Origin of the sequence: Arthrobacter alpinus (assembly GCF_900105965.1) — a bacterium.
GTDB classification, from domain to species: domain Bacteria; phylum Actinomycetota; class Actinomycetes; order Actinomycetales; family Micrococcaceae; genus Specibacter; species Specibacter alpinus.
The window spans coordinates 85,545-112,160 of the sequence record NZ_FNTV01000002.1 but is presented as its reverse complement, the minus strand read 5'-3'; the positions used below and the strand labels follow the sequence as shown (position 1 = coordinate 112,160).

The following is a 26,616-nucleotide window of genomic DNA, read 5'->3' as shown; positions in this document are numbered from 1 at the left end:
ACAGCAGGATGAATACCCGCATGCCCCCGACACAGTGGGCGATCTGGTGAGCATGTTCGACGTCATGGCGGCAGGTGACAACCTGCCGGAGCCGGCATGGAACATCAAGCCCACGAACCGCGTCCCGGTCGTGTTGGAGTCTGCCAAGGGTGAGGATGAGCCGGTGCGCCGGCTGGAAGCTGGCCGCTGGTCGTTGACGCCCTCCTACTCCAAAGAGTTGAAAACGAAGTTCGCCACTTTCAACGCCCGCTCGGAAACTGCGGCCGAGAAGGCCACTTTTCGAGGATCGGTTAGGAGCAAGCGGGCAATCCTGCCGGCTTATCTGTAGTTGAGGGCTGGCATTAGCTGTTCGTGCAGGCCAATCCTTTGATGACGCGTCTTTATGAGTTGGACTTTGGGGATGCGGGAGTCTCAGTTTCTCGATGTGACGAAAGAGCGTCGCTGGTGCGTGGCAGCAGCAGCGCTGAAAGGACTGATGTGACGGCTATGAGGAGCGCGAGGGTTCCGAGGCCGGCCGCGATGCTGACGGTTGTTGCGATGGCCCCGACAATGAGCGGCCCGGCCGCGTCGCCAACCTCTCTGCCGATTTCTGCCGATCCCATCGTTCTCCCCATTCGTTCTGGCGGGGTCGTTGAAGCGAGATGCGCGAATCCAAGGGGTGTGGAGATCCCGATGCCGCACCCGATGACTAGCGCGGCCAGGTAGAGAGTTAGGGGTTGCGGGACGACAGCAAGTAGGACGATACCTGCTGCGATGAGGGCCAGACCCAAGCTCATTCCGCCCCGTGCTGAGATGCATCCTTGGTCTCGCCAGCGACCTACTAGGGGTTGGGTGAGGGTGGAGGAGAGCGCTAGGACTGCGACCACGGCCATGCTTGCGACCAGGGGAAGGTGGAGCGTGGTGCCTAGAAGTGGCAGGAATCCGACGGCGACACCGAGGGCGCCGGTAGCGCCGGCCAACACCATGGTGGGAATAAGGAAGGAGCGTTGGGTGCTTTGGTGCACCAGGTCGCTGAAGGTGTAGCGGGGGCGCGGGAGGACCGGCAGTGCGGGCATGGAGATTCCGACCCAGAGGGCGGCCGCAGCAGAAATGATGGCCATGGCCAGGAAGAGGGCAGGGAACCCACCGACCCAGATCAAGCCGGCTCCCAATAGTGGGCCGAGAACGTAGCCCAGTCCCTTCCATGAGCCGTATTTGCCGAAGTACCTGCCTGCGGTGCCCGGTCCGGACAGCCTCGCCACGGCCGCGGAGGATGCGGGAGAAAAAGCTGAGGCTGCAGCTCCTTGGCCCAGTCGGGCTATGCCGATGATGAGCGGGGCGGTCCCGAGCGTGCCGATGAGGGAGGCGAGGGCGAATCCGACCAGGCCGGCAATGATGACGGGTTTCGCACCGATCCGGTCACTGAGGGACCCGAATACGGGTTTGAGGATGACTTCGGCCACATCGTAGAGCGCCAAGAGCACGCCAAAGGTGAGCAATCCGAGCCCGATATGGCCGCTTTCCGCGCCCAGGCCTGCCGCGATGCTGTGAGCACCGAACGCGGTGGTGAATCCCGCTGCATAGAGCGGAGCCAGCACCCGTGCAGAGGGTCCAGTCTGAGATGGGCTCGCCGAAGATTCGGCCGGGGTCTTGCGGCGGCCTGGCAGTCTCACGTATCCGGTCCGTCTAGGACTGGGGGTGTTGTGGCCGTGGCGCCACTGTCGGGCGCGTCCGTTCTTCCGTGGACGGCCTGGTAAACCCGTTCGGCATAGCCGTCCAAAATTGTTGCGCAGGCCCGCAGCCGCTTCTCGGCGGCCTTGGCCTCGGGTAGTTCCAGAACGTCGCGTTTCTTCAGGTCCCGGTACCAGCGCCGTAGCCGGTCCAGGCTTTGTTCCTCTTCCTCTAGCTCGGCGAACGTGAACTTCTGCTTCTGAATTTCCTTGGCAATCTCCACCTCGAACTTGCCGCAGTCCGCCGTGAACTCGGCCCATTCATCCACACGAACGGCCATGAATGCGTCCCGGATCATGGAGGCTGAGGTCTCGTCGCGTGGGGACGCGTCGATGATGACCAGGCTCCCGCCGCCGTTGCGACAGAGCTCCCCGGCCCGGTCCAAATCGGCTTGGAAGGCCGGTCCGGCGGGGAGTGCCCAGACGCCGGTCGAGACGGGGACAGCACCTGCCTTGCGCAGCTGGCGCCACACGGCCACCCGGTGGCGGGATGGTTCGGACGGAATTTGCGGAAGAATCAGCACCCATTCAATATTTTGTGTCACACTTGGAATTGTAACAGTTGTTACGTCACGGAGGAACGATGGTTAAGTCGGCTACCGGCAGCTCCTTGTTGGGCAAGACATTCAAGATCAGTCTGGTCCTCAAGGGCCTGGATGGAGTGCTGGAACTAGTCGGAGGAATCCTGCTCCTGCTGGTCTCACCCGCGCAGGTGGGCTCCTTGGTTCAGAATCTGACCCAGCATGAGCTTTCCGAAGATCCCCATGACCTCATCGCTACGACCCTGGTGCACCTGGCCGCGACGATGACCGTCTCAGCGACCCTGTTCGGTGCGATCTATTTGTTGTTGCACGGGCTCGTGAAGATCGTCCTGGTTTGGGCGGTACTGAAGGACAAACTCTGGGCCTATCCGTGGATGATTGCCTTCCTGGGTGTTTTTATCCTTTACCAAAGCTACGAGCTGGTGGTTTCCTTTACCTGGGGCATGGTCTTCCTGACTGCCTTTGACATCTTCATCGTTTGGCTCACGGCGCACGAATACATGGCCCACCGTTCAAAGATGAAAGGCGCCAACCTGCAGGAGCAACCAGCCCCTGAGGGTGTGGAACAGCCCCGGAAGGAAAGATAGTGGTTCAAGGAGTAGTGGCCGGCGGGTGGGATGATTGGTCGAACATCAAGGCGATGGGGCTTCCCGGGGTGGTTGCCGTCTCGGTAACCCTGGCAGTGTTCATCGCCGCGGTGATGATCGGCTTTACTCTCCTTACCCTGCGCCGCGCCCGACGCCGTGGCGCCCTACCGGCAAAGGTCTCACCGCTACGGAACCGAAGGACCGGGCCGCAAACACGCCGCCCACCGAAGGGTGATGGCGAAGAACCCGAGCAATCCCTTGGCTAGGCGCCGCTGAGGGTCCGCGACGAGTCCAGTCGGCAGATGGTCCCAAAAGCCTGACCGGTCATGGTCAATGCGACATAAGCAGCAGCTTAATGAGACTATGTGCGTATGAATGCAGATAAGAAGTCTTGCACATTGGATGTAGACAGCCAATACGTGGAACTGGCGGTGGAGATCTTTGCCATGCTGGCAGATGCCACCAGGGTGCGAATCATCCTAGCCCTGCGCGAGGGCGAGATGGCCGTGGGCGCGCTGGCCGAATTAGTAGAAAAATCCCCTGCCGCTGTTTCTCAGCACCTGGCCAAGATGCGTCTGGCCCGCATCGTCTCTACCCGCCAGGACGGGACCAAGGTCATGTACCGGCTGGCGAATGAACACGCCCGCCAACTGGTGGCAGACGCCATTTACCAGGCCGAGCACGCTCTCGGCGGGATGCCCGCGCACCACCGCGCAGACCAGACCGCGACATGAGCCTCACCGGACAGGCGGGCCACCGCCACCACGATGACGAGCACCCGCACGGTCACGCGCACGAAGACGGCCACACCCATGAGCATGAGCATGAGCATGAGGGACATTCCCACAAGCACCACACTGGGTTCAAGGGCTGGCTATTTGAATTATTTGTCCCGCACACCCACGACTCTGCAGACTCCATCGATGACGCCTTGGAATCCAGCGTCCAGGGCGTCCGCGCCCTGAAGATTAGCCTCTTCATCCTGCTGGGCACCACGGTCCTGCAGTTCCTGGTGGTGCTCATCAGCGGCTCGGTGGCCTTGCTGGCGGACACCATCCACAACTTCTCCGACGCCCTGACCGCGGTCCCGTTGTGGATTGCCTTCATCTTGGGCCGCCGCGCCGCCACCCGCCGCTACACCTACGGCTATGGACGCGCCGAAGACCTGGCAGGCCTGTTCATCGTCGCCGTCGTGGCACTTTCCGCCGTCGTTGCGGCTTGGCAGTCCATCGACCGACTCTTCCACCCACAGCCCCTGCACAACCTTTGGTGGGTACTTGCCGCCGGCGTGATCGGCTTTGCCGGCAACGAGGCCGTGGCCATCTACCGGATCAGGGTGGGCCGGCAGATCGGCTCCGCCGCACTCGTGGCCGACGGCGTTCATGCCCGGATTGACGGATTCACCTCACTGGCCGTCGTTCTCGGCGCTGGCGGGGTCATGCTCGGCTTCCCGCTAGCGGACCCGATTGTGGGGCTGCTGATCTCGGCCGCCATCATCGTCTTGCTGTGGGGCACGGTGAAGAGCATCGGCCGCCGACTGATGGACGGGATCGAACCCGACCTTGTCGCCCGTGCACAAACAGCCCTTGAAGAAACTCCCGGCATCCTGGCCGTGGAACGGCTACAACTGCGCTGGGTCGGCCACCGACTCCAGGGCGCGGCCACCGTCACAACCGTGGACGCACCACTGTCCACCGTGGATCAGACGCTGGAGGAGGCCAGACATCGACTGGGGCACGCCCTCCCCAAGCTGGATGACATGGTCATTCAAGTCTCCACCGCACGCGCAACGGAGACTGGACATGGTTCCTAAGCCGGTGCGCCGGGTAGAGTCCGCGCCAGCCGGGCAAGGCATGTTGGCCCGAATTCCCGGTCACGGCAGCTTCACCCTGACCGGAGAGGCCGTGGCCATGATCGGGATCTTTGGCGGGCTTCTGCACTGCTATCTGGGTCCCAGCGGCTGCCGCAAACAAGGACTGTACTTCTCCCGAACGGAACCAAAAAAGCCCCTGCGCTGCCTGCTCAGCGCACTGGGCGATGCCGGGAGCGAAGGGGCCGGTGGGCTGGAGGAGATTGTGGTCAGCGTCAGCCACGATCTGGCACCGAAACTCAACGGCGCCGTCCTGGACTTTGACACCTACAACAAGATGCAGCGCTTCGCCTGGCAAACGATGCCGGCCGTCAAGGGGCCGGCCTGCACGTGCCTGCGCTCCATCGGGCCAGCCGCGGGGAAGCACTCACCCTGCCTCGATGACCAGGGAATAGGACTCAGCGACTTCCCGGGCAAGTGAAATACTCCGGTATCAACGGCCCTGTACCGGCAAATTCACCTGAGAACATCCTTGCCGATGACGCGTGCATCACGAGAGTCAAAGCTTGACGGTAATACCCCATGGGGGTATGTTTGGGGTGTTGTCAGTGAAGTAGTTTGTCGCGGCCGTCGATTCTTCCAGCCGCCACTGCCGTTCAACCCCAACGCACACCATCCAACCCCTTTTCAAAGGAACTTCCCAAATGTGCGGAACTGAAACTCCAAAAGACCTCAAACTGACGCAGACAACCGAGAGCTCATGCAGCTGCTGCTCGACCGAGACAACAGAGGCCAAGGCAACCGGCGAGTCTGGAACCGCGTACTCCTTGGAAGGACTGACCTGCGGGCACTGCGTCCAAAGCGTCGAGATCGCCGTTGCGGCAATTGAGGGCGTGGAATCCGCCACCGTTGATCTTGTCGCAGGAGGCATCTCGACACTGATGGTCTCTGGACCTGTACTCCCTGAAGACATTCGCTCTGCCGTGGCCACTGCCGGCTATACCGTCACAAAGAGCTAGAAACCACTTCTATCAACCCGAACGGGGAGAGACATGGAAGAGAACCATAATGGGCACGACCACCAGGCACAGGCTGCCGACCCCGGTGAGACGTTGACTTCTGAGATGGATCACGCGGCCATGGGTCACGGCGGCATGGATCACGACGACCATGCCATCCACACCGCCGGCCAGCATGCCGGGCACAGCACCGCCATGTTTAAGAATCGATTCTGGCTGACCCTGGTACTTTCCATCCCGGTGGTGTTCTTCAGCCCCATGTTCGGGCACCTTCTCAGTTACACTCCTCCCGATTTCCCGGGGGCTGTCTGGATCCCACCGGTGTTGGGCACCTTCATTTTCTTCTACGGCGGCCAGCCATTCCTCAAGGGTGGCTGGCAAGAGATCAACTCCCGGCAACCGGGCATGATGCTGCTGATTTCCATGGCCATCACCGTCGCATTCATTGCCTCCTGGGTCACCAGCCTGGGTATCGGCGGCTTTGACCTGGATTTCTGGTGGGAGCTGGCCCTGCTGGTGGCCATCATGCTGCTGGGGCATTGGATTGAAATGCGGGCCCTGGGCTCGGCCCGCGGGGCCCTCGACGCCCTGGCCGCCCTGCTGCCGGATGAGGCCGAACGGGTCATCGAGGGCGGCACCGAGACCATCAGCGTCACCGAGCTACAAGCCGGCGACCTTGTCCTGGTCCGTTCCGGGGCTCGGATGCCAGCGGACGGCGTGATTACCGACGGATCCGCCGAGGTGGACGAATCAATGATCACCGGCGAATCCAAAACCGTTCCCCGCTCGGTCGGGGACCCCGTGGTGGCCGGAACCGTTGCCACCGACAACTCCCTGCGGATGAAAGTTACGGCAGTCGGTGACGATACCGCCTTGGCCGGGATCCAAAGGCTGGTTGCCGAGGCACAGGCCTCCACCTCCCGTGCCCAGGCCCTGGCCGACAGGGCAGCGGCGTTCCTGTTCTACTTTGCCGCCGGCGCCGGTGTCATCACGTTCATTGTCTGGTCCCTGCTGGGCAGTGTCCCGGACGCGGTGACCCGCACCGTGACGGTGTTGGTTATTGCTTGCCCGCACGCCTTGGGTTTGGCCATTCCACTGGTCATCGCCATCTCCACCGAACGGGCCGCGCGGGCCGGGGTGCTGATTAAGAACCGGATGGCTTTGGAGAGGATGCGCACCATCGACGTCGTCCTGTTCGACAAGACCGGAACCCTGACCAAGGGCGAACCCGCTGTCACAGGTGTCGTTGCGGTCGAAGGCGTCACAACAGAGGAGCTGTTGGCCCTCGCCGCCGCTGTTGAATCGGACAGCGAACACCCGGTCGCCAGGGCGATCATCGCTGCCGCCAAACAGACCGGCAATCCGGCTTTGACTGCCTCGAATTTTCAGTCCCTGACCGGACGCGGCGTCCAGGCCACCGTCAACGGAACCAACACTGCAGTAGGCGGACCAGCCCTACTCGCGGAGTTCGGAGCCTCTGAACCCGCGGACATCGCAGACACAACCGCAGAGTGGATGGACCGGGGTGCGTCGATCTTGCATGTGATCAGGGATGGAGCCGTCGTTGGTGCTGTCGCTTTGGAGGATGAAGTCCGCGAGGAATCCCGCCAAGCCATCCAGGCCCTGCAAAAACGTGGCATCAAGGTCGCCATGATTACCGGCGATGCCCACCAAGTTGCCGCTTCGGTGGCTTCCGAGCTTCACATCGACGAGGTTTTCGCCGAGGTCTTGCCCCAGGACAAGGACCTGAAGGTCGCCGAATTGCAGGCCCGCGGGTTGAAGGTGGCCATGGTCGGTGACGGTGTCAACGACGCCCCCGCCTTGGCCCGGGCCGAGGTTGGCATTGCCATCGGCGCAGGCACTGATGTCGCCATGGAATCGGCCGGAGTGGTGTTGGCCGGCAATGACCCACGGGCAGTGCTGTCCATGGTGGACCTTTCCCATGCCAGCTACCGCAAAATGTGGCAAAACCTGATCTGGGCCACCGGGTACAACATCATCTCCGTTCCCCTGGCCGCAGGTGTCTTGGCTTTTGCTGGCATCGTCCTCTCACCGGCCGCAGGTGCAGTTTTGATGTCGCTATCGACCATCGTGGTGGCACTGAACGCCCAACTGCTGCGCCGCCTCAAACTCAACCCCGCCGACGTCCGATAGGAACGCTCGAAGCTCTCGCCCAGTTTGGGTCGGTACAATTCACAACGACCAGCTAGATTCCAGGGGCACCACAGAAAGGATTTCACGATGCGCATGCCAAGTAGTACGCCCACGGTGGGATCCTTCCTGCGCTGGGGCGCGATGGTCGCTCTTGCCTTCGCTGTCATCGGGGGCATATTCGGCATGCATGTCATGGGCGGAGCAGACGTCACGTCCATGGCATCTCCCAGCATGATGAACGCCTCCACCGAAACAGTCAGTGTCAAGCCCATTCCTGTCTCGGAGCACCCAGTCTCCGAAGGCAACGCAATGCTTGACAGCGCCGCTCATGCACCCTCGATCGCACCGGCGGCCTGCGGCTGTTCCTCCACTGGATGTGAATCATCCATGGACAGGCACCAAAGCTGCATTCCAAGCCTCGCAACAGCAGTCGTGACCTTGCCCCTTCCGGATGCGTTCACGCTTCCTTCGAGCAAATCGGCGTTTCTGGTTGTTGCAGGACACAAGTCCTCGGGTCGTGTTCCTGACCCGCCGTCACTGAATCAACTCTCGATCAGCAGAACGTAAACCCATGAGTCGTCCCGTGTATCTCGCACGGGTCCTCATTAGCGCACCCTCAAAGTCAGGGCAACTGCAAAGTATTCGAGAAGTTCAAGTGAAGGACTGTTTTATTATGAAGAAATCATTGACCGTTTCAGCCACCATTGTTGCCGCCATGCTCGCGTTGGCAGGATGCTCCACCGAAACCGACGGCGGATCCATGCCAGGGATGAACCATAGTGGTCCGACGGCCTCCTCCATGGAAGCTACAGTCGCCGGTGGGGAGCATAATGCTGCGGACACGATGTTTGCCCAAATGATGATCCCCCACCATGTCCAGGCAGTGGAGATGAGCAACATTATGCTCGCCAAGACCGACCTCGACCCCGCGATCATGACGCTGGCCACAGACATCAAGGCCGCCCAAGACCCGGAAATCAAGAAGATGACCACCTGGCTCACCGGCTGGTCCGAACCAACCTCCATGGCCGGAAACCACTCCATGAACGGAATGATGACTGGCGATGATCTTGACAAGCTCAAGGCTGCCGAGGGCACCGAGGCCAGCAAGCTTTTTCTGACCCAGATGATTGCCCACCACGAGGGTGCCGTAGAGATGGCCAAAACCGAGGTCACCGACGGTCAAAATGCCGAGGCTGTGGCCTTGGCAGAGAGCATCGTTGCCTCCCAGGAATCCGAGATCAAGGACATGAAGGAACTGCTCGCTACCCTCTAACAGGCTGGCTCAATCCGTCCTCGGTGGTGGATCCAAAACTTCTTGGATCCACCACCGACTCTCCTTGCCAATCTTCTTCTTTGGAGTCCCTTTTGTATCCCTGTACTTCGTTTTTCCCTGCCCGCCGAGCTGTGGTTGCGGCCGCACTAACCCTTCCGCTCGTTCTGGCAGGTTGTTCAGTACCGACCCCCGTCATCAATTCCGCTCCGGCAGCCAACGCATTTGGACATGTTCATGGCATATCGGTTGACCCGGCATCCACAAGGATCCTACTGGCCACCCATGATGGCCTCTACGACGCCACTAAGAAAACCGCCGTCAGGGTCAGTGACACCATCGATTTGATGGGGTTCACCGTCACTGACGATCCAAAGATCTTCTACGCGTCAGGACACCCCGGAGCGGGATCTTCCTTGCCGAATCCGGTCGGTCTAATCCGCTCCACCGACGCCGGAAAAACCTGGCAGGAGCTCTCCCTCGGTGGAGAATCCGATTTCCATGCCCTCACTGCCAGCGGCGGTGGCCTAGTCGCATTCGATGGCCAGCTTCGTACCAGTCACGACGGGGTTACATGGGAAAACTCCACGACTACGTTTACCCCAGCTGTGTTGGCCGGCAGCCCTGCCAGCACCGTCGTCCTTGCCACGACTGAGAGCGGCGTGCAGCGCTCCACGAACGCCGGCAAGACCTGGCAGCTCGTTCCCAATTCCCCGATTATCCAGTTTGCCGCCTTTGCCACGTCCCTGGAGAAGGCCCCGACGGAGACTGTTGGGGTATCCCCGGATGGCAGCGTCCATGTTTCAACCGATGCCGGTCTGAGTTGGGCTATGGCCGGGAAGGTCGCAGGCCAGGTCGAAGCCATCGCCGCCTTGGAAGGAAGCCACGGAAAGCCGCGGATTTGGGTGGCCACCACCACCGGCATCTCGGTCTCCGATGACGGTGGGGAGACTTTCCACACCGCTGCTTCCTAGACCCATCAATCTGGCATCAGCGTGAGGCATGGGAACCTCCGGTCAGTGAAGCAATAGACAGCTCCATAAAGCCCGGCGGGCCTCCAATTGATCAAACCCCGATGTCACGAACCACATGGCCGAGTACACCTAACTGTTTGGCAGACCCATTCGGAGTGAGAATGTCCACCGCTGACACATAGGCTCAACGGTCCGGCTGGCCCGGAACAACTACCCAGATATTCGATAGAGCATTATTGCCCTTACTGCAGAACGAATACTTACATGACCCCGACACAGTGGGCGACCTGGTGAGCATGTTCGACGTCATGGCGGCAGGTGACAACCTGCCGGAACCGGCATGGAACATCAAACCCACGAACAGGGTCCCGGTGGTGTTGGAGTCGGCCAAGGGCGAGGATGAATCTGTGCGCCGGCTTGAGGCTGGCCGGTGGTCGCTCACCCCGTCGTACTCCAAGGAATTGAAAACGAAATTCGCCACCTTCAACGCCCGTTCCGAGACAGCGGCGGAGAAGGCCACGTTTCGCGGATCAGTCAAGAGAAAGCGGGCAATCCTGCCGGCCGACGCCTATTTTGAGTGGAAGACGGAAGGGAAGACGAAAACCCCGTATGCGATCCACTCCCCCAATGACGAGATCCTGGCCTTCGCTGGACTATATACCTGGTGGCCGGACAAGTCCCTGCCAGAGGACCATGAGGACTACTGGACATTGACGGCCACGATCCTGACCCGCGCAGCGGTCGGGGATGTAAGCCAGCTCCATGACCGCACACCGGTGACCTTGCCGCCGAGTTTTTGGGATGAATGGTTGGACGCTGACCAGGACGGCGACCAGACGTTGGTGGACGCTGCTGTTGCCGCGGCTACACCCGTCGCTGAGGCTTTGGAGTTCTACAAGGTTGGACCGCTCAAGGGTGACGGGCCCGAGCTGGTGGAACCACTCAACTCATGAAATCAGCGTCCGGGCACTGATGTGGTGCTATCGAAGGCGCTCGTCTGCACGCACAAACGGGAAGATTTTACCCACCAACAATTTCTTGGTTCTAAACCGCTGCTTTCCCGTGAGCTCGTCCTTGTTCCGCTTATTGAACATATTCACCATGAAGCTGTACCCACCGTCCTGGCTATAATCATCCGGTGTGAAGGCACCCCTTGCATTGAGGTCCGCAAGGAGGGTGCGGCTAAAGTACGCGGAGGTAAGTTCAGCTTCCCCTTCGTTGATGGCATTGCGAAGTTTATAGAGGTCACCCAGGAGGGCCGCGTCTAGTTTGAGGTCCTTGCGTTCGAATTTCTTGACACATTCATTGCCAATCGGGTGCAAGGTCCTTCCGTTGAGGACATTCCTGATAGTAAACATCTGGACCAAATGGGGATGTCCACAGACGCAAACGCCTTGCCCTCTCGGGTCCTCTTCAAGGTTGTAAATCGTCCATTCAAGAACGGCGTCGCTCCACGTCGAGGCCTCCGACGCGTCGATCACCGTTCGGATAAGTGTGTCAATGTAGTCAGGCATAGGTATCTCCTTTTTGGCTTGACTGTACACAGAGATTCCCGCTGGGTTGCAACACCCAAAGGTCAATAGCAAGAGCTCGCAGAAACGGTCAACTCATGGGCGTTGTACCCTCACGCTGATTAGGCGGTATACCTCGGGGATAATTGTGCTTATCTGTTGGAAGCCGACCGCGTAGTCCCGGAATTCCACATAGGTGATGGTGCAACCCCTACTAGGCACGCATGAAAACAGCGCCGGGCATGAGAAAGGCCCCACCAGCTTCATCTTGTTAAAGGGGTGAAGCACCTAAGGGGGCGCTCTGGTGGGGCCCTCTCGAAAAGTATATGAAGGAGCCACCCCGCGCGCTAGCCTTTTCTGCCTCGCTTTTGGGGAGTTAATTGGGCATGAAAAAGCCCTGGCGTGCGCCATAGCGGGGCACACGCCAGGGCTCCCAGAATTTATCTTACGACAGGGAGAATAAGTGAGTTAGCTCAGGTGCCGAGGTGATAGTGACGTTATCGGCGGCGCAGAACATTTGCCGAACTCCGCCCTCGGCGAGGTCGATCCAGACGGCGCTACCGTCCATTGCGACATCTGATACCCGCCCCTGCATGGTGTAGCCATTAGCAAGGGCAAGGGTCACACCTTCTCCCCTGGCTAGGCTGATCCATTGAGCACTATCTGTGGTCTCGATTGCCGGGCCGTCTTCCGGTGCGCCCCGCCGCCTTATCTTCCTCATAGGTCAAATCTACGATGAGCTCCCCGTAGGTGGCCGATATGAAAGACGTGAAATAGCCGACAACAGAGCAAACCATTGCAAGCAAGCGCCAATCCATCAACTCCCCATTTCTAAGGAACCAGGACACTCGCCCGGTTTGGATGCTCCTATAACTGTCAAGAGTTGACCGGGTCACGCCTTGGGGAACTTGTCCGATAGCCGGCTACTGTTCACGGCTGTTAAATGGCGAAGTGGCCAACCTCTTGGGGACGGTTGGCCACTCCAAAATAGAACACTACAGAGACACTCTGACCGTTTGCCTTGCACCACCTCGGAGACAGCGGGGGCCACTCCCTGCTGATACGGCTGCCATGATCCACTCACCCCTATGAGGCCTTAGCGATAGGCAGTTCATCCCAGTGAGCCATGTAGCGGGCGCTGAGCATGTCGCGTTTCATGGACCAGTCGAGGCCACCTTTGATGCCTGCTGACCCGAGTCCGATACTCCCCCGCCCATACTTCTTAGAAGCAGCCTCTAGGAGTTCGTCGGCATCGCCTTCCTCCCTTCACTCGAGACCCACCCCCGACCATGCTGGCGAAGCCCAAGAGGCGATCAACCACAGCACGAGTGTCAGTGCTAGACACATGGCAGGGCTGCCTGGACTTGCCCCTCTCCCTACAACTTGGAGAACATTGCCCTGCTCGGGTCACCTATCGAAATATTTGCTGCAATAACTCAAAGAATTACGCATCAAATGTAGCCGATTCACTGGAATCCCTCAGGAAATGTTAGTAAATACTACACCAGAGGGTCTCGTGGGGTTGTATGGTGATATTAGTGCAATAAATCCTAAGCATATTATCCAGATTCACGATATTCTTTAATGAGGATCGACCGATGCATTCTGTGCCGCCCATTCGACTGCCTCACCTCTCGTGCCGCTTAGTCTAGTGCGCAGCAAAAACCGAACAAGATGGCGTTCTTAAATTCAAGCACAAAAGTGACCGTTTCATTAAATTGTAATGTATACTTGGAGAAATTAAATCAATAAACAAACTCAAGGAACTGTGAATTGAAAATATTTATCATCCTGCTGTTGGCCGCGGCACTGCTAGTTGTTGCCGTTTTTCTTATATATCAGGGTGTCCGGCTTGTTAATCACGTAAGCAAAAGGGTTGATGATCTCGAGCAAGTCGAACACTCACCATGGTTAGCGAACTTCGAAGAATACTGTCGCCATGCTGAGGAAGAAGGGTATGACCAGATCAAAGATGGGCAGCTCAGAGACTTCTATATACGCGACATAGAGAGGAGCCGAGCAAAAAAAATTCGAGCCCAAAAGAATCTTGGAAAGTAGCTAGGTTTCCAGAATAGATGAACGCATTTGTACCGAAAATGGACCAGATAATTCTAGCTATTTAAACCCGAACGCTTCTTATGGGTGACATTCCAAGAAGATAGAAATTCGGTAATTTCCGCCATGGGCTGGACCGAAATTGTACGGCTTCACGCCATTAAGCAAGTGAATTGCTCTCAAGATGCAAGATCTAGTTCCGAGCAATCATCAAGGACAGAGAGTCAGGAAACTCGATGCCGGCCGTATCCACGCCTGCGCTGTAGGAAAGCAGCAAATGTCGGCAGACCAAAGATATTTAATTTCTGTAGGCTATTTTTTGAAATGAATTTTTTGCGCATGAAACGCATAGCCATGCAATTGAAAGAAAATAATAAACGAAATCTATTCTCTGAAAGGCTACTATCCGATCGGACAGTGGGCTTTCATCATTTAGTTGCCCAATTGGATAGGATATTGCTGTTCAGTTCCTTGATATGTCACGTAAATTTCCCAAAAATCACTTCTAGCCCCCTACTCGCAGCCCACATCCCTCGCAGTTCGAGACGAGATTTGGCAGGCTGATTGTTTGACAAGAATTTTATTTCACCATAGGCTGCAGTTGTTGTTGTTAGCAATCAAAATTTGGGGGACTAACCATGTCGTTAAAAAGAAAAAGCTTTTCAATTTTTGGAGCCATCTTCGCACTAGCTATTGGATCATTGAGCTTAGCCCAGCCGGTGGTGGCTTCCCCCTCGGATGTATCCGCCGTCACATCACCACAGATCGCCCAAGGGCCCACAACCCCCATGGCTTCCCCCGAACTGCAGGCCATGGCTGCAGGATGTGGCTTCAATTTCGCTGGGCAGACCTACAATCACTGCACATCTACCGGGGGCCGCGTCTGGTTGTCAATTGCCTGGAACGACAGTGTTACTTTAAATAGCTATGTTGGCGAGTACTGCGTCGGTCCCGGAACCACCACGATGATTAGCCTCATCGGGCCATTCAATTGGGTCTATGTTGCAAACTCCAAGGGAGCTGCTTGCTAGAATTGTCACTTAAAGCTGACAACCAAAGAAAAAATTTGGTTGTCAGCTTTATTTTCTCTCTTTTATGTTTACGGGCGTTCAACAAGCAGGTCTACAAAATTGTTTGCAGGCCCTTCAATTTCAGGGTGCATGCCCGGCTTAGTCCATAGTTCGTAACGCGGTGCATACCTGCAGGGGTTCCACTTCCAAAGAAGCGGAACGGCCCCGATGGGACACCTTTGCCCTATGAAATTCAGTGACAAATGTGAGTGGGGGCGATGATGCCCGCTGATGCATGGAGTCGGCACTCAACCACCACACGCTTGCCCCGCCATTGTCCTAAGCTGGCGAAGTGGCCCGAGCAGGTACGAGGGTAGGCAGTGAACCTGCCGTTTTGAGTGTTCGAAAGAGCTGGCGGGTTATGTAGCGTTTGAGGCTCCGGATGATCTCCTTCTTCGTTCGGCCTTGGCTTGTCCGTTTGGCGACGTAGACCTTGGTTGCTTGATCCCAGTGGATCCTGCTCAGAGCGATGGTGTACATCGCTTTATTGAGCTGGCGGTCTCCACCATGATTGAGCCGGTACCGGGTCGTACTGCCGGAGGATGCCGGAACCGGACAGGTTCCTGCCAGGGCCGCGAACGCCGCCTCTGATCTAACCCTCCCCGGATGCGACCACGCGGTAAGAATGATCGCCGCGTTGACAGGACCAACACCAAACACTTCCAACGGTTCAGGATGGTCAGCACATATCAGACGTTCTAGTTCGGTATGATTTTGCCTCAATTGTTCGGCCAACTCGATGATTCGCCCAGCCAACCGCACTGCTTCGCGTCGGCTGATTTGCAGACTAAGGTCCTCATCTCGTTCCCGCCATGCCCCCACCACCCTGATCTGGGTGACCGACAGCGCCTTTCGAGCATCTAATCCCAGCTCAACTGTCCGCAGCAAAGCGTTCAATGAATTGATCGCTGCTGTCCGTTCACGAGACATTGATGTCCTAGCAGTCGTCAACACCCGCAACGCCAAATGAACCCTGCCCGCCCGTGGATCCCTGACTTTCTCAAGGGAGATACCCATCGTGGTGCGAGCAGCCCGCGCCGCATCGATGGCATCTGATTTACCTCTGAGCCTCCCTAACCTGCGCTCCGGGAAGGGAGCTTCAGTGACCTGAAACCCGGCATCGGTGGCCTGCTGCCGGAATTTCGCGCCATAGGATCCAGTGCCCTCCATCGTCAGCAGGATCTTCTCCGTGGACCCCTGGCATCGCCGTTGTATCCAAGACAGAGCTCGTCTGCCTCCTGGAACAGTGACAGGGAAAGTCTCGTTCGCGATTTCCTCACCAGTGATGCTGTTGATGATCGCGAACGTATTGGTCTTTGCGTGGGTATCAATTCCTACGACGAAACTGAACTTTTCGGCAACGATGCTCATGTTTCCTCCAATATCGACGATTGCTATCAGTCGTGTGAAGCATCGAAAGGGGTTACCGCTTGGCAGGTCTGTCATGAGCCACGCCAATGTTCTTGGCGGACATGCTTCTAATCAAGCCAGGGCAGTAGACAGAACCGATGCTGAACCCGGCCCGGGCGGACATATCCAAGACAGCGCACCCACACCAACCGGCAGAGGCAATTCCATGGGCGAGCCACGAACGAACCAAGTCACAGCACCAGACTGCCAGTCACTCACAGAGCAACCAACAAAATACTTACAGACCATGGGAAACTTGCCCGATAGCCGGCTACTACTCACGGCTACTAAATGGTGAAGTGGCCAACAAAATAGGGGCACTGTTGACCACTCCGTTCTAAACACTACGCCGACGCTCGGGCAATGGGCATAGCTTCTCTCCTGGCCACAACCAGGTAACCCCGGCGCACGGTTCCCTAACCGCGTGACACCACCAAGTGACCCGGCCCGGCACCCGGTGAACCAAATATCTCCCCATAGAAACCACCGCAAACTAGAGGTGCACACAGAAAGTTGCACAAGATCCCGAGCAACTTCCTAAGCGCTCCATGTCCGGCCCGCAGCGGTAGCGCGCCGACCAAACTCAGCCCGTCCGAAGTCGACTTGACGAGATTTCAAAGAGTAGTTATATTTTCTGTCGTAAGAAAAAGAGAACGGAAGTTCCCCCGATCAAAGTAGTTGTAGTTGCTTGTCTAGGGGGGAAGCACCGTTGCAGTAAAACTGGCCGTCAAGTAGTAGGAGACGGACACAAGTAACACCAGCAGTACGTGGTTGTCGACAGCTTGAGACGACCATGGCAGGACCCGGAAGGTGTGGTCGTCGGAGAGCTTGGACGACCACAGCAGTACCAGTAGTACCGGACCGTCAAGCAGTAGGAGACGGACACAGCAGGACCCGGAAGGCGTGGTCGTCGGACAGCTTGAGACGACCACAGCAACACAAGTAATAGCAGTACCAGCAGTACCAGCAGTATGAGTAGTACCCGTAGTACCTGGCCGTCAAGCAGTAGGAGACGGATACAGCAACACCAGTAACAGCAGTAGGTGGTTGTCGACAGCTTGAGACGACCGCTGCAACATCAGCAACACCAGCAGTAGGTGATCGTCGACAGCTTGAGACGGTCACAGCAACGCACCCTATGGGGCGGGCAAGGCAAATGCATCTGTATGCATCCCTTGCCCGCCCCGCACCATTTATGAGGCTTTGGCGATAGGTAGTTCGTCCCAGTGGGTGGTGTAGCGGGGACTGAGCATGTCGCGTTTCATGGACCAATCGGGGCCACCTTTGATACCTGCTGAGCCGAGGCCGATACTCCCCCGCCCATACTTCTTTGAAACATCCTCTAGCAGTTGGCCGATGTGGCGTTCCTCGTGCGGGTTTTCGAAGAGTTCTAGTGGTGATTGGTTGCCGGTGGGGCGTAGGTCGGTGACCATGATCCCGGCACGAACGTACTTGACGCCTTCCACAATGCGCGGCGGTAGCGCGTAAGCTGCGCGGGCTAACAGCATGGGGTCTGCTGTGGGCATCGGCAGCGGCACGCACACGGAGGGATAGGACGTGTCGCCGGGGTTGTAATAGGACGTGGCCGCAAAGGCCGTCAATACCTTGGCTTGGAGGTTGTGTTTGGCCAGGCGGGCGCTGGCTTGCTGGGCGTACAAGCTCATGACCTGGCGCATGTCGGCCCGGGTAGTGATCGGGGTTGAAAATGACCGGCTGAAAATTAGTTGGTCACGCCCGATCCTCTCTTCCTCCATCGGGATGCAGGGTTTGCCCTGCAGCTCTAGGACGGTGCGCATCATGACGACAGAAAAGCGGTCCCGGATCATGACGGGATTGGCCCGGGCCAGGTCCAGAATGGTCTTGATCCCCAGGGCGTAGAGGCGCTTGGTTAGCCTGGTGGCCACGCCCCAGATTTCAATCACGGACAGACTGGCCATGAGGTGTTCGCGTTGTGCCAGGGGTACGGAATCCCAGTGACACACCCCGCCAAAATCCGGATTATTTTTTGCCCACCGGTTGCAGAGCTTCGCCAGGGTTTTCGTGGACGCGATGCCTACGCATACGGGTACGCCGCAATTGCGGCGTACGGCGTCTTTCATGGCACGTCCGAGCTGCAGCAGCTCGGGGCCGGTGCCCTTGACGGTGCAAAATGCTTCGTCAATGCTGTAAATCTCGATTTCGTGGCTGAACCGGCCCAACAGTTCCATGACGCGGGCGCTCACGTCCCCGTACAGCTCGTAGTTGCTGGACTTGGCGATCAACCCCCATTCCTTCGCGCGGGGCGCGAGCTTGAACCATGGCTCCCCCATCGGGATACCGAGCGCCTTCGCCTCGGCGCTGCGGGTGACGGCGCAACCATCATTATTCGAGAGCACGATCAACGGCTTGCCCTCCAAGGATGGATCAAAGGCCCGTTCCGCACTGGCATAGAAACTGTTGACGTCCACGTGGGCGATGGCCTGCATACGTTCCACGGCTACGGCCTACAAGAGATGATGCAGAGCAACGGAAGCCGTCCCCCAAATTTCGAGCGACGCAAGCTCAGGGACACGAATATCCGGGTAATCAGGATTCTCGGCCTGCAACACGACACCCGTAGGGGTGATGCGCAGCCGCTTGACCGTCAACTCACCATCAAGGACAGCAACGACAATAGAGCCATCCTTAGGCTCCAAGGCCCGGTTGACGATCAACTCATCACCATCGCTAATGCCGGCACCCTCCATGGAGTGACCCGAAACCCGGATGATGTAGGTGCTGGTGACGTCCTTAATCAAGTGATCGTTGAGGTTAATCCGACCGTCAAAATAATCCTGGGCAGGAGAAGGGTAACCAGCGGCCACGGTGACTACGGCAAGTAGTGGGTGCGACACAGGGGGCGCGAAGTCTACAAGACAAATATTCGATACATGATCCATGACACACCAACTACTAGAAATAAAGTTCTACTAATTGAGTGTAGGCCCACCCACCGACAAGGACCATCCCAGGGCCTGGCAAAAATACTTCCTGCAAGCTCCCTGTAGCTCGGCCTCTTTGAGCCCAGCTGGTCCGCCGGCCTTAGAACTGTGCGATTAGCTTGTCATTCATGGCGAAAGCCGTTCGCATTACCCTCTCTGATTCAACGTAATCCTTCCGTAGGCCACTCATGAGCCGGAATTGGTGCCGGGCTTCCTCAATATCGTTGGCGTCCATGGCAGCCATGTACTTCACTGTCGTCTTTGCGAGGGCTAGGGCGGCGCTGTCCCTGTCGATTGTGGCCGTGCGGCACGCCTGGATAATCGCCTGAGCTTCTTCGTTGGTGTACATAGCTCCCGCCTTCCTTCATCACTGGTGTGTAAGCGTTCCCTGCTTTTGTGCTGGCGGGACGTGAGACTGAGCTTACTTCCGCAGAGCAGAACAACGGCCCCCCAAAAAAGAAGAAGTGGCCAACCAATCAAGGCGGTTGGCCACTTCTTAGGAAAAGACAATACCTGAACGCTCTGGTGCTCGACAGCTCGCCACATGAGCTGCAACAAGCGATGGGTAGAGGAGCTTGTTCATCTACTGCACTGGGGTACGCCGTTTTTTGGCCAGTAGGAAGATGATGATTCCTGCGGCCAAGAGTAGAAGTGCCGCACTGGAACCGAGAATGATAACGATCATCGGCCAGTTGCTTCCGTCGCCTGTCTCGTGAGCCGGTGCCGCGGGAGCTATACCAGGTTGCGAGGGGAAAGTGATTTCTGCTTGGCTGCTCTCTTTAAGCAGTCCGCTTTGGAGCTCAAGGACAGCGGTCCAGGGCCCGTCTGCGAGGTCATCGTCGGGTTCGATGGTGACGGTCTCTGATTTTCCAGGCGCTACCGTTGTCCCAAGTTTCGCCTCATAGGGCCCCGCAGCAAGTGCTCCCTTAACGGCGGTGAGGCCGAGGGTGCCCTTGAGGTCCAATGCGCGGCCACCGGTATTGTGCACCTGTGCGCGAACGACAGGATTCCCCTCCGCACCACGTTCAGCGGTCATCGAATCAACGGTAAAGCTACTCACTGCCGGATTGTCACCGCGAACATCCAGATAAATACGAATCCCGACACGGTTCACAAGTTTCACACCACTTCCACCACTAGTGCTCACCTCGGCCCAAACGATGGCATACGTCTCCCCCGGGGCGGCATCCTTAGGCACCGCGATCGTGACAGTGTCCTCAGCGGTTGCCTGACCCGGCAAGTCAAGAACACCGTCACTCAAAGTCGTCCACGTCGATAACTCATTCGCGGTTCGTTCTCTAGCCCCGACAAAGGAGCCCTTCTCGATACTCGCGGCAGCCGCGTAGGTCGAAACCTTCACAGACTCCGTTGTCGTATTGGAAATCTCGATTCGACGTTGGATCGTTGTTCCTGGCATCAGCGAGTCAACGATGTACTGGTGGGCGCGTGGGTCATCGGCCGTATCGGCTGGAATATCGACCAAGCGCACGCCCACGCTTCCGAGATCGGTAGCATCGAGTGTTGTCGCCCAAGCGGTGGTGGGGTCATAAAGCACAGGCACGGCGGCCGTGACGAAAATCGTCACAGCCACCGTGATTTGGACTAGGCGCGAACGCTTCGTGAACACTAGATGGATCTCAGTCTGTCCCTGTATAGATCTCTAGGAGACTGAGTGCGTCAGGACGCTGGAATACGTTCCAGCCAACGCGTCCGCCGGAATGGTCACCGAAATACTCGGATGCCACGTCGCGGAATTCACCCCGGTCACAGCTGTCGCAGTCTCCACAACCCCACCTGGATAGAGTGCATCCAGATTAGTGCCGGTCACGGTGGCTACGCCGATCACCGAAGCACTGGAAGGCGTGTAGCTGCTCAGACCCGGTTCCGAGACCGAGATGTTTTGCGGGCCAGTGAAGTCCACAGCACTGGCCGTGACCACCCAACCAGCGGTTCCAGCACGAACATCAGTGACACCCACAATTCCCAAATCGGCCGTAACCGTTTGAGCATTAAGGGAAGCTCCAACTGAGCCCAGTGAGACCGGGCCCGCCGGAACACTAATGTTCAAAGGCCCACCGGTCACCTGAATCGTGATCGGGGTTCCCCCGATGGTGTCTGCCTGTGCTGGTCCTGCGATGGCCAAACCACCGACCACCCACCCCGCCGCGATGACCATGACTATTGCTTTTTTGCGCATTGAATCCCCCTTGACTGACTGCCCCTGAGACCATGCAAACGCGGAAGTCGAGACACACTCCCCCAAACGTCACTATGACACCCGCGCCGATTCCGGCATAGGGCCTAAGGACCCTACAGAACGCAGAAAGATTGCGACAATCTGTTTCAGCTCCGTCGACGCCGGCAACCGCCACCCCCCCTGACCATTCCGGACAAGAAACAACCGCTACACCTACGTCTCCTGAAACCCCCTTCAAACGCGGCTAGATGCAACGGATGGCTGGACCTACTGGGTGTCCCAGTTCCAAGGAACCGGGACACTCCCCAGTGAGACACTGCCGGTCATGAAACATGCCGGGATTCCGCGTAACCTGGCCGTCCCAAAAGCTAATGTCAAAAGTCGCTGAGGAAGTCCGCGTGCAGGGCTAGATTTCGGTACGGTGCAAACTTGGATATTGGATCCATGCCAGGGTAGCTACCACGAAACAGGACCTAGGGCGCCAGCTGGCCGCTCCAAAGAACGTAGGACTACCGGCGGGCAGATCCAAGTTGATAAGGAATCCGGGCCGCCACGGCCCACCCGGGGCTTACTGCGGCACTGGCTCATGCCAGGGCCGGCAATGTTCATCGTGGTGCACGCACGAGCAATCCAGACCGACTGCCACTCCGCCCGTGGGTGGAGGATTGCCTCAGACTTTCACACTGCGGTCCGATGATCACCGACGTCTTATACTTCAGGATTGAAGCATGGCATCATCTTTTCTAAATGAAGGCCCCCTTCTCAAACTCAACGATTCAGGGCCCTCGGCACTTCAAGTACCCCACCGACCTGGAGAATCTGAAAACAACCCCACTGATACAGAGTGGTCAGAAGCCCTTCCCGGTTCCGGAGGCCCTCGAAGCTGCCTCCTATTCCGCTATCCAACACCAGCCCTCTCCAAGACCTCATTGGTCCCTGCACATGACTGACATGTCCAAAGATAGTCGTATAGATCGTGGTCCAGGTAGATCACTCGGGTGCAACAACAATGACTGCACCAACGGCTGGTCTTGGGACATCGCCGACTCTTTTCCAGAGCCATGCCCCAACTGTTGGGAAGAAGAGCAGCCAACAGTGAACTTGAGTCTGATGGAACGTGCTCAGCGCAATGTTCAATCCAAGCGGACGACCCACGACTAGCCCCTTGACGAACATTGGAACAGTATCCGTCGCCAAGGCCGCTCCAGTAAGTCCGGGCCGAGAAGGTGGACTACGCTGCCGGTTGCTTGGTCTTGCAAGCCATGGGATTCAAGACAACTTGGTTATGAGACACTTTCTGGCTCGGCAGTTTTTCAAAAGTTGCCGGCTCAGTTCTTCCACATCCACTTCGAAAAGAACTGACTCCATCGTCAACTCATCGCGAACCGGTGTACACCTAGCCCTTCAATGCCCGGCCCCTCGGTGACCAAAGCGATAGTTTGATATCGCGACCTCAACTCGAACTGACTCAATTGCGTGGACGATCCCGCAGTCTCGGGAGGATAGCATCCTCGAACGCTCGATCCAGCAGGGCATTCTCTGGAATCTCAAATCCTTCAGGGAGTACGTCCCTCAAACCGAGAGTTACTATGTAAGTCTCGGATTCGCGGTCTACGAGTGAGCATAGAGCATCTCCCAGCATCTCTGGAGACAGAACAGCCAGGGTCTCAAGATCGCGTAGGGAGATTGTCAGGATAGGTATCTGCGCTTTCGGCAGCATTTCCCGAACCTCGGCGCTGTTGGCCACGTAGAGCGGTTCAGCAGTGACTACCAGCCCAATTAGTTGCCGGTCTGTAGGGAGATGATTGAACTGAACATTCCCGGTTCGTAACTGCAACGCATTTTCGTTTATCTGCTCAAACGCTCTCTCCAGCTTCGCGGCTGTAGCAATGAGGCCCTCCTGAGTTCCACTTCGCATGCCTGGATTTGTCCGCACAGATTTGCACTCAATTAGTATGGTCGCGCTAGGAGTCACGACAAACCAGTCAGACGAATCGATACCGCCAACCCTATTCCTCGTCCACCTAAATTCCGGCCTTACATCCAAACGGCCCGTATGGCAGAGTTGACGGCCTACGTAGTCCTGAACACGCAACCCAACAGACTTACCAAATTGATTAGGTTCCCACACCTGAATGCCTCTGTAATACAGGTTTTCAGCAGTCATGGCGGTTTGGATGAAGTAGGGCTGAGGCGCGAATCGTGGACCGGGGCCGAAGTCCACGATGGGTGTCCTCACTAGCGGGTTGTAAGCGTACCTAGGGTACGCAAAGGGGTCCCTAATAACGGTCTGTGCGTCAATCTTTGCCTGCTCTACGGTGGAGGAAAGACAATCTAACACTGCAGCTGCAACTGCTCTAGGCACAACCATTTCAAGATCATCCGCCCAGATCGTGTCCAGCCATGCAGGATCAATAATTCCGTGATTTTGATGGGCCCCGATAGCGAAAACAAACGAGGCGCTCAAGGCTTCTGATATCGTTCCCCCCAGAACTGGCGCCCAGTCATTTGGCCTTGGGAATAATGGTCGACCTCCATCGTAGAGTTCTCCAGCAAACAGGAGGTAGGAGCGCGCTAGCTCCTGCTTGACATTGGTCTGATACGGGAATTGCTCGTAGGAGATGCCCTGTAGTAAACGAGCAACGATATTCTCCCCCTCAGAGTTCTCTATGCCCACAGGCGCATCCATAAAGAGATTGCGGAGTTCAACCATGTCACGGTCGGATAATCTACGAGAACGAAACTCGTTCCCATACAGAATCGACTCCCGAGCGAGTGCAGAATAGAACCACGGCGCGTAGCCTCGCGTCCATTGCCCTGGAGATCCACCGTTGAAGGGATCCAAGTGTCTTGCAGCGTGCGCTGAAGCGAAAACTATGAGTTCTGAGGGTGCGTAGCGCCTGACTGCCTGACGAAACGTCGAATAACTGGACATTTCTTCACTCCTCCACATCTCATCATGTCTCTTCCGCCCAGCATAAGCTGAGCGGACAGACCCTGAGACCATGTGCCTCAAAGTCGAATCGCAGTGTGCAGACGCGGATGAACAACTCGTAATCAACAATCACCTGCCCAGCCCTGAAAAGAAGCTGGGCTCACCAAAAAAGTCGCATTGATTCATGACTTGTATATGAGTATCGAAATCGGCGAAAGTCCCCTACGAACGAGGAACTTCGACTGGCGTTGATCGTCGAGTCGAACTCTTCAAGTACCCAAGGATACCTGCGCGCGATCCTTTCAAGTATCAAGCTACCCGAGCCCTCGCCTAGGCGTACGTAAGTGCAGATAGGCTGTCAGTCAGTTCCTCAACTGGGGGCCTGTTTGCCAGATCGGAGACAAGAATGCCCAAGCAGCGTGATAGGCCAATAGCCCCATCAGTGTCCATGACGATCCCTTCGTGGATGGCCGGAGAGAATCCCGCAGGGTTGGGGGAAATGTGTTCGTGGGAAATGACGCAAATTGGGGAGAGCCCGACAGATTATCTCGTTCGGACGAAAGAAGGAGTCCACGGTACTAAACCTAAGTTCCTGGTTTCCCAAAAGATGTCCGATGCTAAGAGTCACGGCGGCCCAGGCGCCTACATTAGCAGGACGAATAGGCTTCGCTCGATGGACAAGCTCGTTCCCCCACAAACTTGGGAATTGGCAAAGAAGTTCCATGACAAGGTCCTAGAAAACAATCCGGATGAACCGAGCGCATTTCTGGCGGCGGTATCAATGCTCATTGCTGCCGCCCCCACGTCCGAAATTCTAGCCGACGTGATTCAGAAGGTTTTCTCCGAAGTGATCATACCTACTGCACCGGGTGCTTCATGCCACATCATCGAAGTCTCGACACGTTTGTCATACAGGTTTACTGCCAATCGTGCTCTGCTCGATACTCGTAGACCAATGTTGGACCTCGAAGATGACCAGGCGGGGCTCATCTTTCAAACAGCCTCACATTTGACTTCAGATACAACTCTTGGTCTCAGCTCATATCTAGACTGCATGGGTTCAAGTTTGAGCCCCTACGTTTGGGCATTCACAGTTGGCCGGCCAGGAGCAGTGGTGCTTTTCGTCTTCGGCAAGGCGCTTACTGGCCAGTACGACCTTCCGCGTGACGTTATCCAGTTGCTAGCACCCTCGATGCACCTGAAACAAGAAAGAGGTTCGGATAATCGTCCGCAGATCGAGTCCAAGGTCTATGAACAGGCCGCTAACTGGTGGGTCAGACAGCTAGACATTCTTTTCTCTGTGGCCACTGAACCAGCAAACTATGTCCACGAAGGCGCCTACGATCCAATGATGGCAGTCCAGAAGCTGTTGACACTGGAACAAACTTTTCGCGACTGCCAATCAATTGCCACGAACACCCGTGACCAGCACGCAAAGATCTCCCTAGCATTTCAGGCGCTGACTAGAATGGAAGGTCTAGTCAGCCACTGGAACTTGAACAAAATGCTCTCCCTAACTGAGGCGCAGGAACTGCTTGAAGCCGTAAAGAAAGAAATCCCTGAGCAGATACACACCGTCTACCTTCCCAGAGCAGAAAAAGCACTAGCTGCCCTGCAATTCATACAAAAAGGGTTCTTCCTGGCTGACCGACATGGCGAGGAGAATGTGACCCTGCCGAGAAAAAACGGGGACGATGAGTCAGTGCCCCGAGCAAAAGCGTCAAAAGAATGGCTACTACTTTATCGGAACAGCCTCCACGGATTCGACCAAAAATCGACGGCAAGGCAAGCCGCTCTACTGGCCGCCCACAATGGTCAAATCCCAGGCGAAATCGCGGATCTGGCGTGGCTCCATCTCTTAGCCATTATGGCGAATCCGAAGCTCCTGATCAGGTTCAAGATCAGCTCCTCAGATACCTAGCCGCCTCAGGACCATTCTGATCTAGCACTGCAGCGGTCGGATTCAAGTGTGACTTTCATTTGCAATGAAAGACTCCCTGTTTTCTGGCTAGCGACCCAGACCGAGGCATACAGAACGCCTGCGGGGAGTGTTGAAACTTTCGCGCTTGAAATGATTGGACTGGCAAGAATCAGTTCATCCTCAAACTGTCGATGGTAACTTTCCAGGGACTCGCGTGCCCCATACGGAAACTCCTCCAACCGCAACCAATGGACTCTAAGCGTATCGAAACCCTAGGCTTACGAGACGTCATCTAGTCGTTCTTCGTGAGTCGAACCTACAACCATTGCAAACACTTGCCCGCATGCTCTTAGTTGCAAGCATCCTAATTTTGCTGTGCTTGCTTTCGACAGGTTCAGAGTTGAGCCTCTTGATTGCCGCGGCGGGTGAAATGTACTGAGGAATGGTCAGGCTTCGAGGCTGGTTTTTGGGTGAGGCTCTCAGCCTCAG

General features: G+C 57.0%; 25 protein-coding genes and 1 pseudogene. 15 read left to right on the top strand and 11 right to left on the bottom strand.

The window, feature by feature from the left end; genetic code table 11:
• Positions 1-52: 52 nt before the first annotated feature.
• The gene (locus BLV41_RS19970) at positions 53-328 is read left to right on the top strand and encodes an SOS response-associated peptidase family protein (RefSeq protein WP_244517065.1); all 276 of its coding nucleotides are present in this window, start codon (positions 53-55) and stop codon (positions 326-328) included.
• Positions 329-380: 52 nt separating this feature from the next.
• On the opposite strand, the gene BLV41_RS19965 is transcribed toward BLV41_RS19970, so the two are convergent.
• Both BLV41_RS19965 and BLV41_RS19960 read right to left on the bottom strand, forming a co-directional pair.
• Positions 381-1,646 (bottom strand): MFS transporter, encoded by a 1,266-nt coding sequence (locus BLV41_RS19965; RefSeq protein WP_074713851.1) that lies wholly within the window; start codon positions 1,644-1,646, stop codon positions 381-383.
• 2 nt (positions 1,647-1,648) lie between these two features.
• Positions 1,649-2,254, bottom strand: a complete 606-nt coding sequence (locus BLV41_RS19960; RefSeq protein WP_211481676.1) for a Chromate resistance protein ChrB — start codon at positions 2,252-2,254, stop codon at positions 1,649-1,651.
• Between the two features lie 38 nt (positions 2,255-2,292).
• On the opposite strand from BLV41_RS19960, the gene BLV41_RS19955 reads away from it, so the two are divergent.
• From BLV41_RS19955 to BLV41_RS19905, 11 genes are all read left to right on the top strand, one after another.
• Positions 2,293-2,838, top strand: a complete 546-nt coding sequence (locus tag BLV41_RS19955; protein ID WP_074713542.1) for a DUF2127 domain-containing protein — start codon at positions 2,293-2,295, stop codon at positions 2,836-2,838.
• Positions 2,838-3,104, top strand: coding sequence for a hypothetical protein (locus tag BLV41_RS19950; protein ID WP_074713541.1), 267 nt, complete (start codon positions 2,838-2,840; stop codon positions 3,102-3,104). Before BLV41_RS19955 ends, BLV41_RS19950 begins: the two co-directional genes overlap by 1 nt.
• A 105-nt stretch (positions 3,105-3,209) precedes the next feature.
• A complete protein-coding gene (locus BLV41_RS19945; RefSeq protein ID WP_074713540.1) occupies positions 3,210-3,572 on the top strand; it encodes an ArsR/SmtB family transcription factor in 363 nt (120 codons plus the stop codon).
• Complete coding sequence (locus tag BLV41_RS19940; RefSeq protein WP_074713539.1) at positions 3,569-4,651, top strand: cation diffusion facilitator family transporter; 1,083 nt, start codon at positions 3,569-3,571, stop codon at positions 4,649-4,651. Before BLV41_RS19945 ends, BLV41_RS19940 begins: the two co-directional genes overlap by 4 nt.
• The gene (locus BLV41_RS19935; RefSeq protein ID WP_244517047.1) at positions 4,641-5,129 is read left to right on the top strand and encodes a peptidase; all 489 of its coding nucleotides are present in this window, start codon (positions 4,641-4,643) and stop codon (positions 5,127-5,129) included. Before BLV41_RS19940 ends, BLV41_RS19935 begins: the two co-directional genes overlap by 11 nt.
• 223 nt (positions 5,130-5,352) lie before the next feature.
• Positions 5,353-5,667, top strand: a complete 315-nt coding sequence (locus BLV41_RS19930; RefSeq protein ID WP_074713538.1) for a heavy-metal-associated domain-containing protein — start codon at positions 5,353-5,355, stop codon at positions 5,665-5,667.
• A gap of 33 nt (positions 5,668-5,700) precedes the next feature.
• Entirely contained in the window at positions 5,701-7,821 is a 2,121-nt protein-coding gene (locus tag BLV41_RS19925) for a copper-translocating P-type ATPase (RefSeq protein ID WP_074713537.1), read from the top strand.
• A gap of 93 nt (positions 7,822-7,914) precedes the next feature.
• Positions 7,915-8,388 carry a DUF6153 family protein gene (locus tag BLV41_RS19920; RefSeq protein WP_139244508.1) on the top strand — a complete coding sequence of 158 codons (474 nt, stop codon included), beginning with the start codon at positions 7,915-7,917 and terminating at the stop codon, positions 8,386-8,388.
• A gap of 106 nt (positions 8,389-8,494) precedes the next feature.
• Positions 8,495-9,097 (top strand): DUF305 domain-containing protein, encoded by a 603-nt coding sequence (locus BLV41_RS19915; protein ID WP_074713535.1) that lies wholly within the window; start codon positions 8,495-8,497, stop codon positions 9,095-9,097.
• 92 nt (positions 9,098-9,189) lie between these two features.
• Positions 9,190-10,068 carry a F510_1955 family glycosylhydrolase gene (locus BLV41_RS19910; RefSeq protein WP_083361017.1) on the top strand — a complete coding sequence of 293 codons (879 nt, stop codon included), beginning with the start codon at positions 9,190-9,192 and terminating at the stop codon, positions 10,066-10,068.
• 296 nt (positions 10,069-10,364) lie between these two features.
• On the top strand, positions 10,365-11,021 hold the full coding sequence (locus BLV41_RS19905; protein WP_074713847.1) for an SOS response-associated peptidase: 657 nt from the start codon (positions 10,365-10,367) through the stop codon (positions 11,019-11,021).
• Between the two features lie 27 nt (positions 11,022-11,048).
• Here BLV41_RS19905 and BLV41_RS19900 read toward each other — a convergent pair whose 3' ends face one another.
• On the bottom strand, positions 11,049-11,582 hold the full coding sequence (locus BLV41_RS19900; RefSeq protein WP_074713534.1) for a hypothetical protein: 534 nt from the start codon (positions 11,580-11,582) through the stop codon (positions 11,049-11,051).
• A 1,083-nt stretch (positions 11,583-12,665) separates the two neighbouring features.
• Positions 12,666-12,824 (bottom strand): annotated as a pseudogene (locus tag BLV41_RS19890) (DUF4113 domain-containing protein); the annotation flags it as partial.
• Between the two features lie 528 nt (positions 12,825-13,352).
• On the opposite strand from BLV41_RS19890, the gene BLV41_RS19885 reads away from it, so the two are divergent.
• Both BLV41_RS19885 and BLV41_RS23110 read left to right on the top strand, forming a co-directional pair.
• Entirely contained in the window at positions 13,353-13,637 is a 285-nt protein-coding gene (locus BLV41_RS19885) for a hypothetical protein (RefSeq protein ID WP_074713532.1), read from the top strand.
• A gap of 635 nt (positions 13,638-14,272) precedes the next feature.
• Positions 14,273-14,665 carry a DUF6355 family natural product biosynthesis protein gene (locus BLV41_RS23110; RefSeq protein ID WP_425284298.1) on the top strand — a complete coding sequence of 131 codons (393 nt, stop codon included), beginning with the start codon at positions 14,273-14,275 and terminating at the stop codon, positions 14,663-14,665.
• 318 nt (positions 14,666-14,983) lie between these two features.
• Here BLV41_RS23110 and BLV41_RS19875 read toward each other — a convergent pair whose 3' ends face one another.
• From BLV41_RS19875 to BLV41_RS19845, 7 genes are all read right to left on the bottom strand, one after another.
• A complete protein-coding gene (locus BLV41_RS19875; RefSeq protein ID WP_074713530.1) occupies positions 14,984-16,075 on the bottom strand; it encodes an IS110 family RNA-guided transposase in 1,092 nt (363 codons plus the stop codon).
• Positions 16,076-17,307: 1,232 nt separating this feature from the next.
• A complete protein-coding gene (locus BLV41_RS19870; RefSeq protein ID WP_074713529.1) occupies positions 17,308-18,579 on the bottom strand; it encodes a Y-family DNA polymerase in 1,272 nt (423 codons plus the stop codon).
• A gap of 18 nt (positions 18,580-18,597) precedes the next feature.
• The gene (locus BLV41_RS19865; RefSeq protein ID WP_244517046.1) at positions 18,598-18,987 is read right to left on the bottom strand and encodes a LexA family protein; all 390 of its coding nucleotides are present in this window, start codon (positions 18,985-18,987) and stop codon (positions 18,598-18,600) included.
• Positions 18,988-19,174: 187 nt separating this feature from the next.
• Positions 19,175-19,423 (bottom strand): hypothetical protein, encoded by a 249-nt coding sequence (locus BLV41_RS19860; protein WP_074713527.1) that lies wholly within the window; start codon positions 19,421-19,423, stop codon positions 19,175-19,177.
• Between the two features lie 234 nt (positions 19,424-19,657).
• Positions 19,658-20,659 (bottom strand): hypothetical protein, encoded by a 1,002-nt coding sequence (locus tag BLV41_RS19855; protein WP_074713846.1) that lies wholly within the window; start codon positions 20,657-20,659, stop codon positions 19,658-19,660.
• A 75-nt stretch (positions 20,660-20,734) separates the two neighbouring features.
• A complete protein-coding gene (locus BLV41_RS19850) occupies positions 20,735-21,271 on the bottom strand; it encodes a WxL domain-containing protein (protein WP_074713526.1) in 537 nt (178 codons plus the stop codon).
• Positions 21,272-22,739: 1,468 nt separating this feature from the next.
• Positions 22,740-23,984: a hypothetical protein gene (locus BLV41_RS19845; protein ID WP_139244506.1), complete on the bottom strand. Its 1,245-nt coding sequence runs from the start codon at positions 23,982-23,984 to the stop codon at positions 22,740-22,742.
• 895 nt (positions 23,985-24,879) lie between these two features.
• On the opposite strand from BLV41_RS19845, the gene BLV41_RS19840 reads away from it, so the two are divergent.
• Positions 24,880-26,127, top strand: coding sequence for a hypothetical protein (locus BLV41_RS19840; protein WP_139244505.1), 1,248 nt, complete (start codon positions 24,880-24,882; stop codon positions 26,125-26,127).
• Positions 26,128-26,616: the final 489 nt, after the last annotated feature.

Bases quoted from the DNA above. Each gene is read 5' to 3' on its own strand.
- BLV41_RS19900 (WP_074713534.1), bottom strand. From the start codon at position 11,582: ATGCCTGACTACATTGACACACTTATCCGAACGGTGATCGACGCGTCG.
- BLV41_RS19920 (WP_139244508.1), top strand. From the start codon at position 7,915: ATGCCAAGTAGTACGCCCACGGTGGGATCCTTCCTGCGCTGGGGCGCG.
- BLV41_RS19970 (WP_244517065.1), top strand. From the start codon at position 53: ATGTTCGACGTCATGGCGGCAGGTGACAACCTGCCGGAGCCGGCATGG.
- BLV41_RS19875 (WP_074713530.1), bottom strand. From the start codon at position 16,075: ATGAGCATCGTTGCCGAAAAGTTCAGTTTCGTCGTAGGAATTGATACC.
- BLV41_RS19860 (WP_074713527.1), bottom strand. From the start codon at position 19,423: ATGTACACCAACGAAGAAGCTCAGGCGATTATCCAGGCGTGCCGCACG.
- BLV41_RS19930 (WP_074713538.1), top strand. From the start codon at position 5,353: ATGTGCGGAACTGAAACTCCAAAAGACCTCAAACTGACGCAGACAACC.
- BLV41_RS19905 (WP_074713847.1), top strand. From the start codon at position 10,365: ATGTTCGACGTCATGGCGGCAGGTGACAACCTGCCGGAACCGGCATGG.
- BLV41_RS19845 (WP_139244506.1), bottom strand. From the start codon at position 23,984: ATGGTTGAACTCCGCAATCTCTTTATGGATGCGCCTGTGGGCATAGAG.
- BLV41_RS23110 (WP_425284298.1), top strand. From the start codon at position 14,273: ATGTCGTTAAAAAGAAAAAGCTTTTCAATTTTTGGAGCCATCTTCGCA.
- BLV41_RS19850 (WP_074713526.1), bottom strand. From the start codon at position 21,271: ATGCGCAAAAAAGCAATAGTCATGGTCATCGCGGCGGGGTGGGTGGTC.
- BLV41_RS19925 (WP_074713537.1), top strand. From the start codon at position 5,701: ATGGAAGAGAACCATAATGGGCACGACCACCAGGCACAGGCTGCCGAC.
- BLV41_RS19840 (WP_139244505.1), top strand. From the start codon at position 24,880: ATGGACAAGCTCGTTCCCCCACAAACTTGGGAATTGGCAAAGAAGTTC.
- BLV41_RS19945 (WP_074713540.1), top strand. From the start codon at position 3,210: ATGAATGCAGATAAGAAGTCTTGCACATTGGATGTAGACAGCCAATAC.
- BLV41_RS19915 (WP_074713535.1), top strand. From the start codon at position 8,495: ATGAAGAAATCATTGACCGTTTCAGCCACCATTGTTGCCGCCATGCTC.
- BLV41_RS19935 (WP_244517047.1), top strand. From the start codon at position 4,641: ATGGTTCCTAAGCCGGTGCGCCGGGTAGAGTCCGCGCCAGCCGGGCAA.
- BLV41_RS19870 (WP_074713529.1), bottom strand. From the start codon at position 18,579: ATGCAGGCCATCGCCCACGTGGACGTCAACAGTTTCTATGCCAGTGCG.
- BLV41_RS19955 (WP_074713542.1), top strand. From the start codon at position 2,293: ATGGTTAAGTCGGCTACCGGCAGCTCCTTGTTGGGCAAGACATTCAAG.
- BLV41_RS19940 (WP_074713539.1), top strand. From the start codon at position 3,569: ATGAGCCTCACCGGACAGGCGGGCCACCGCCACCACGATGACGAGCAC.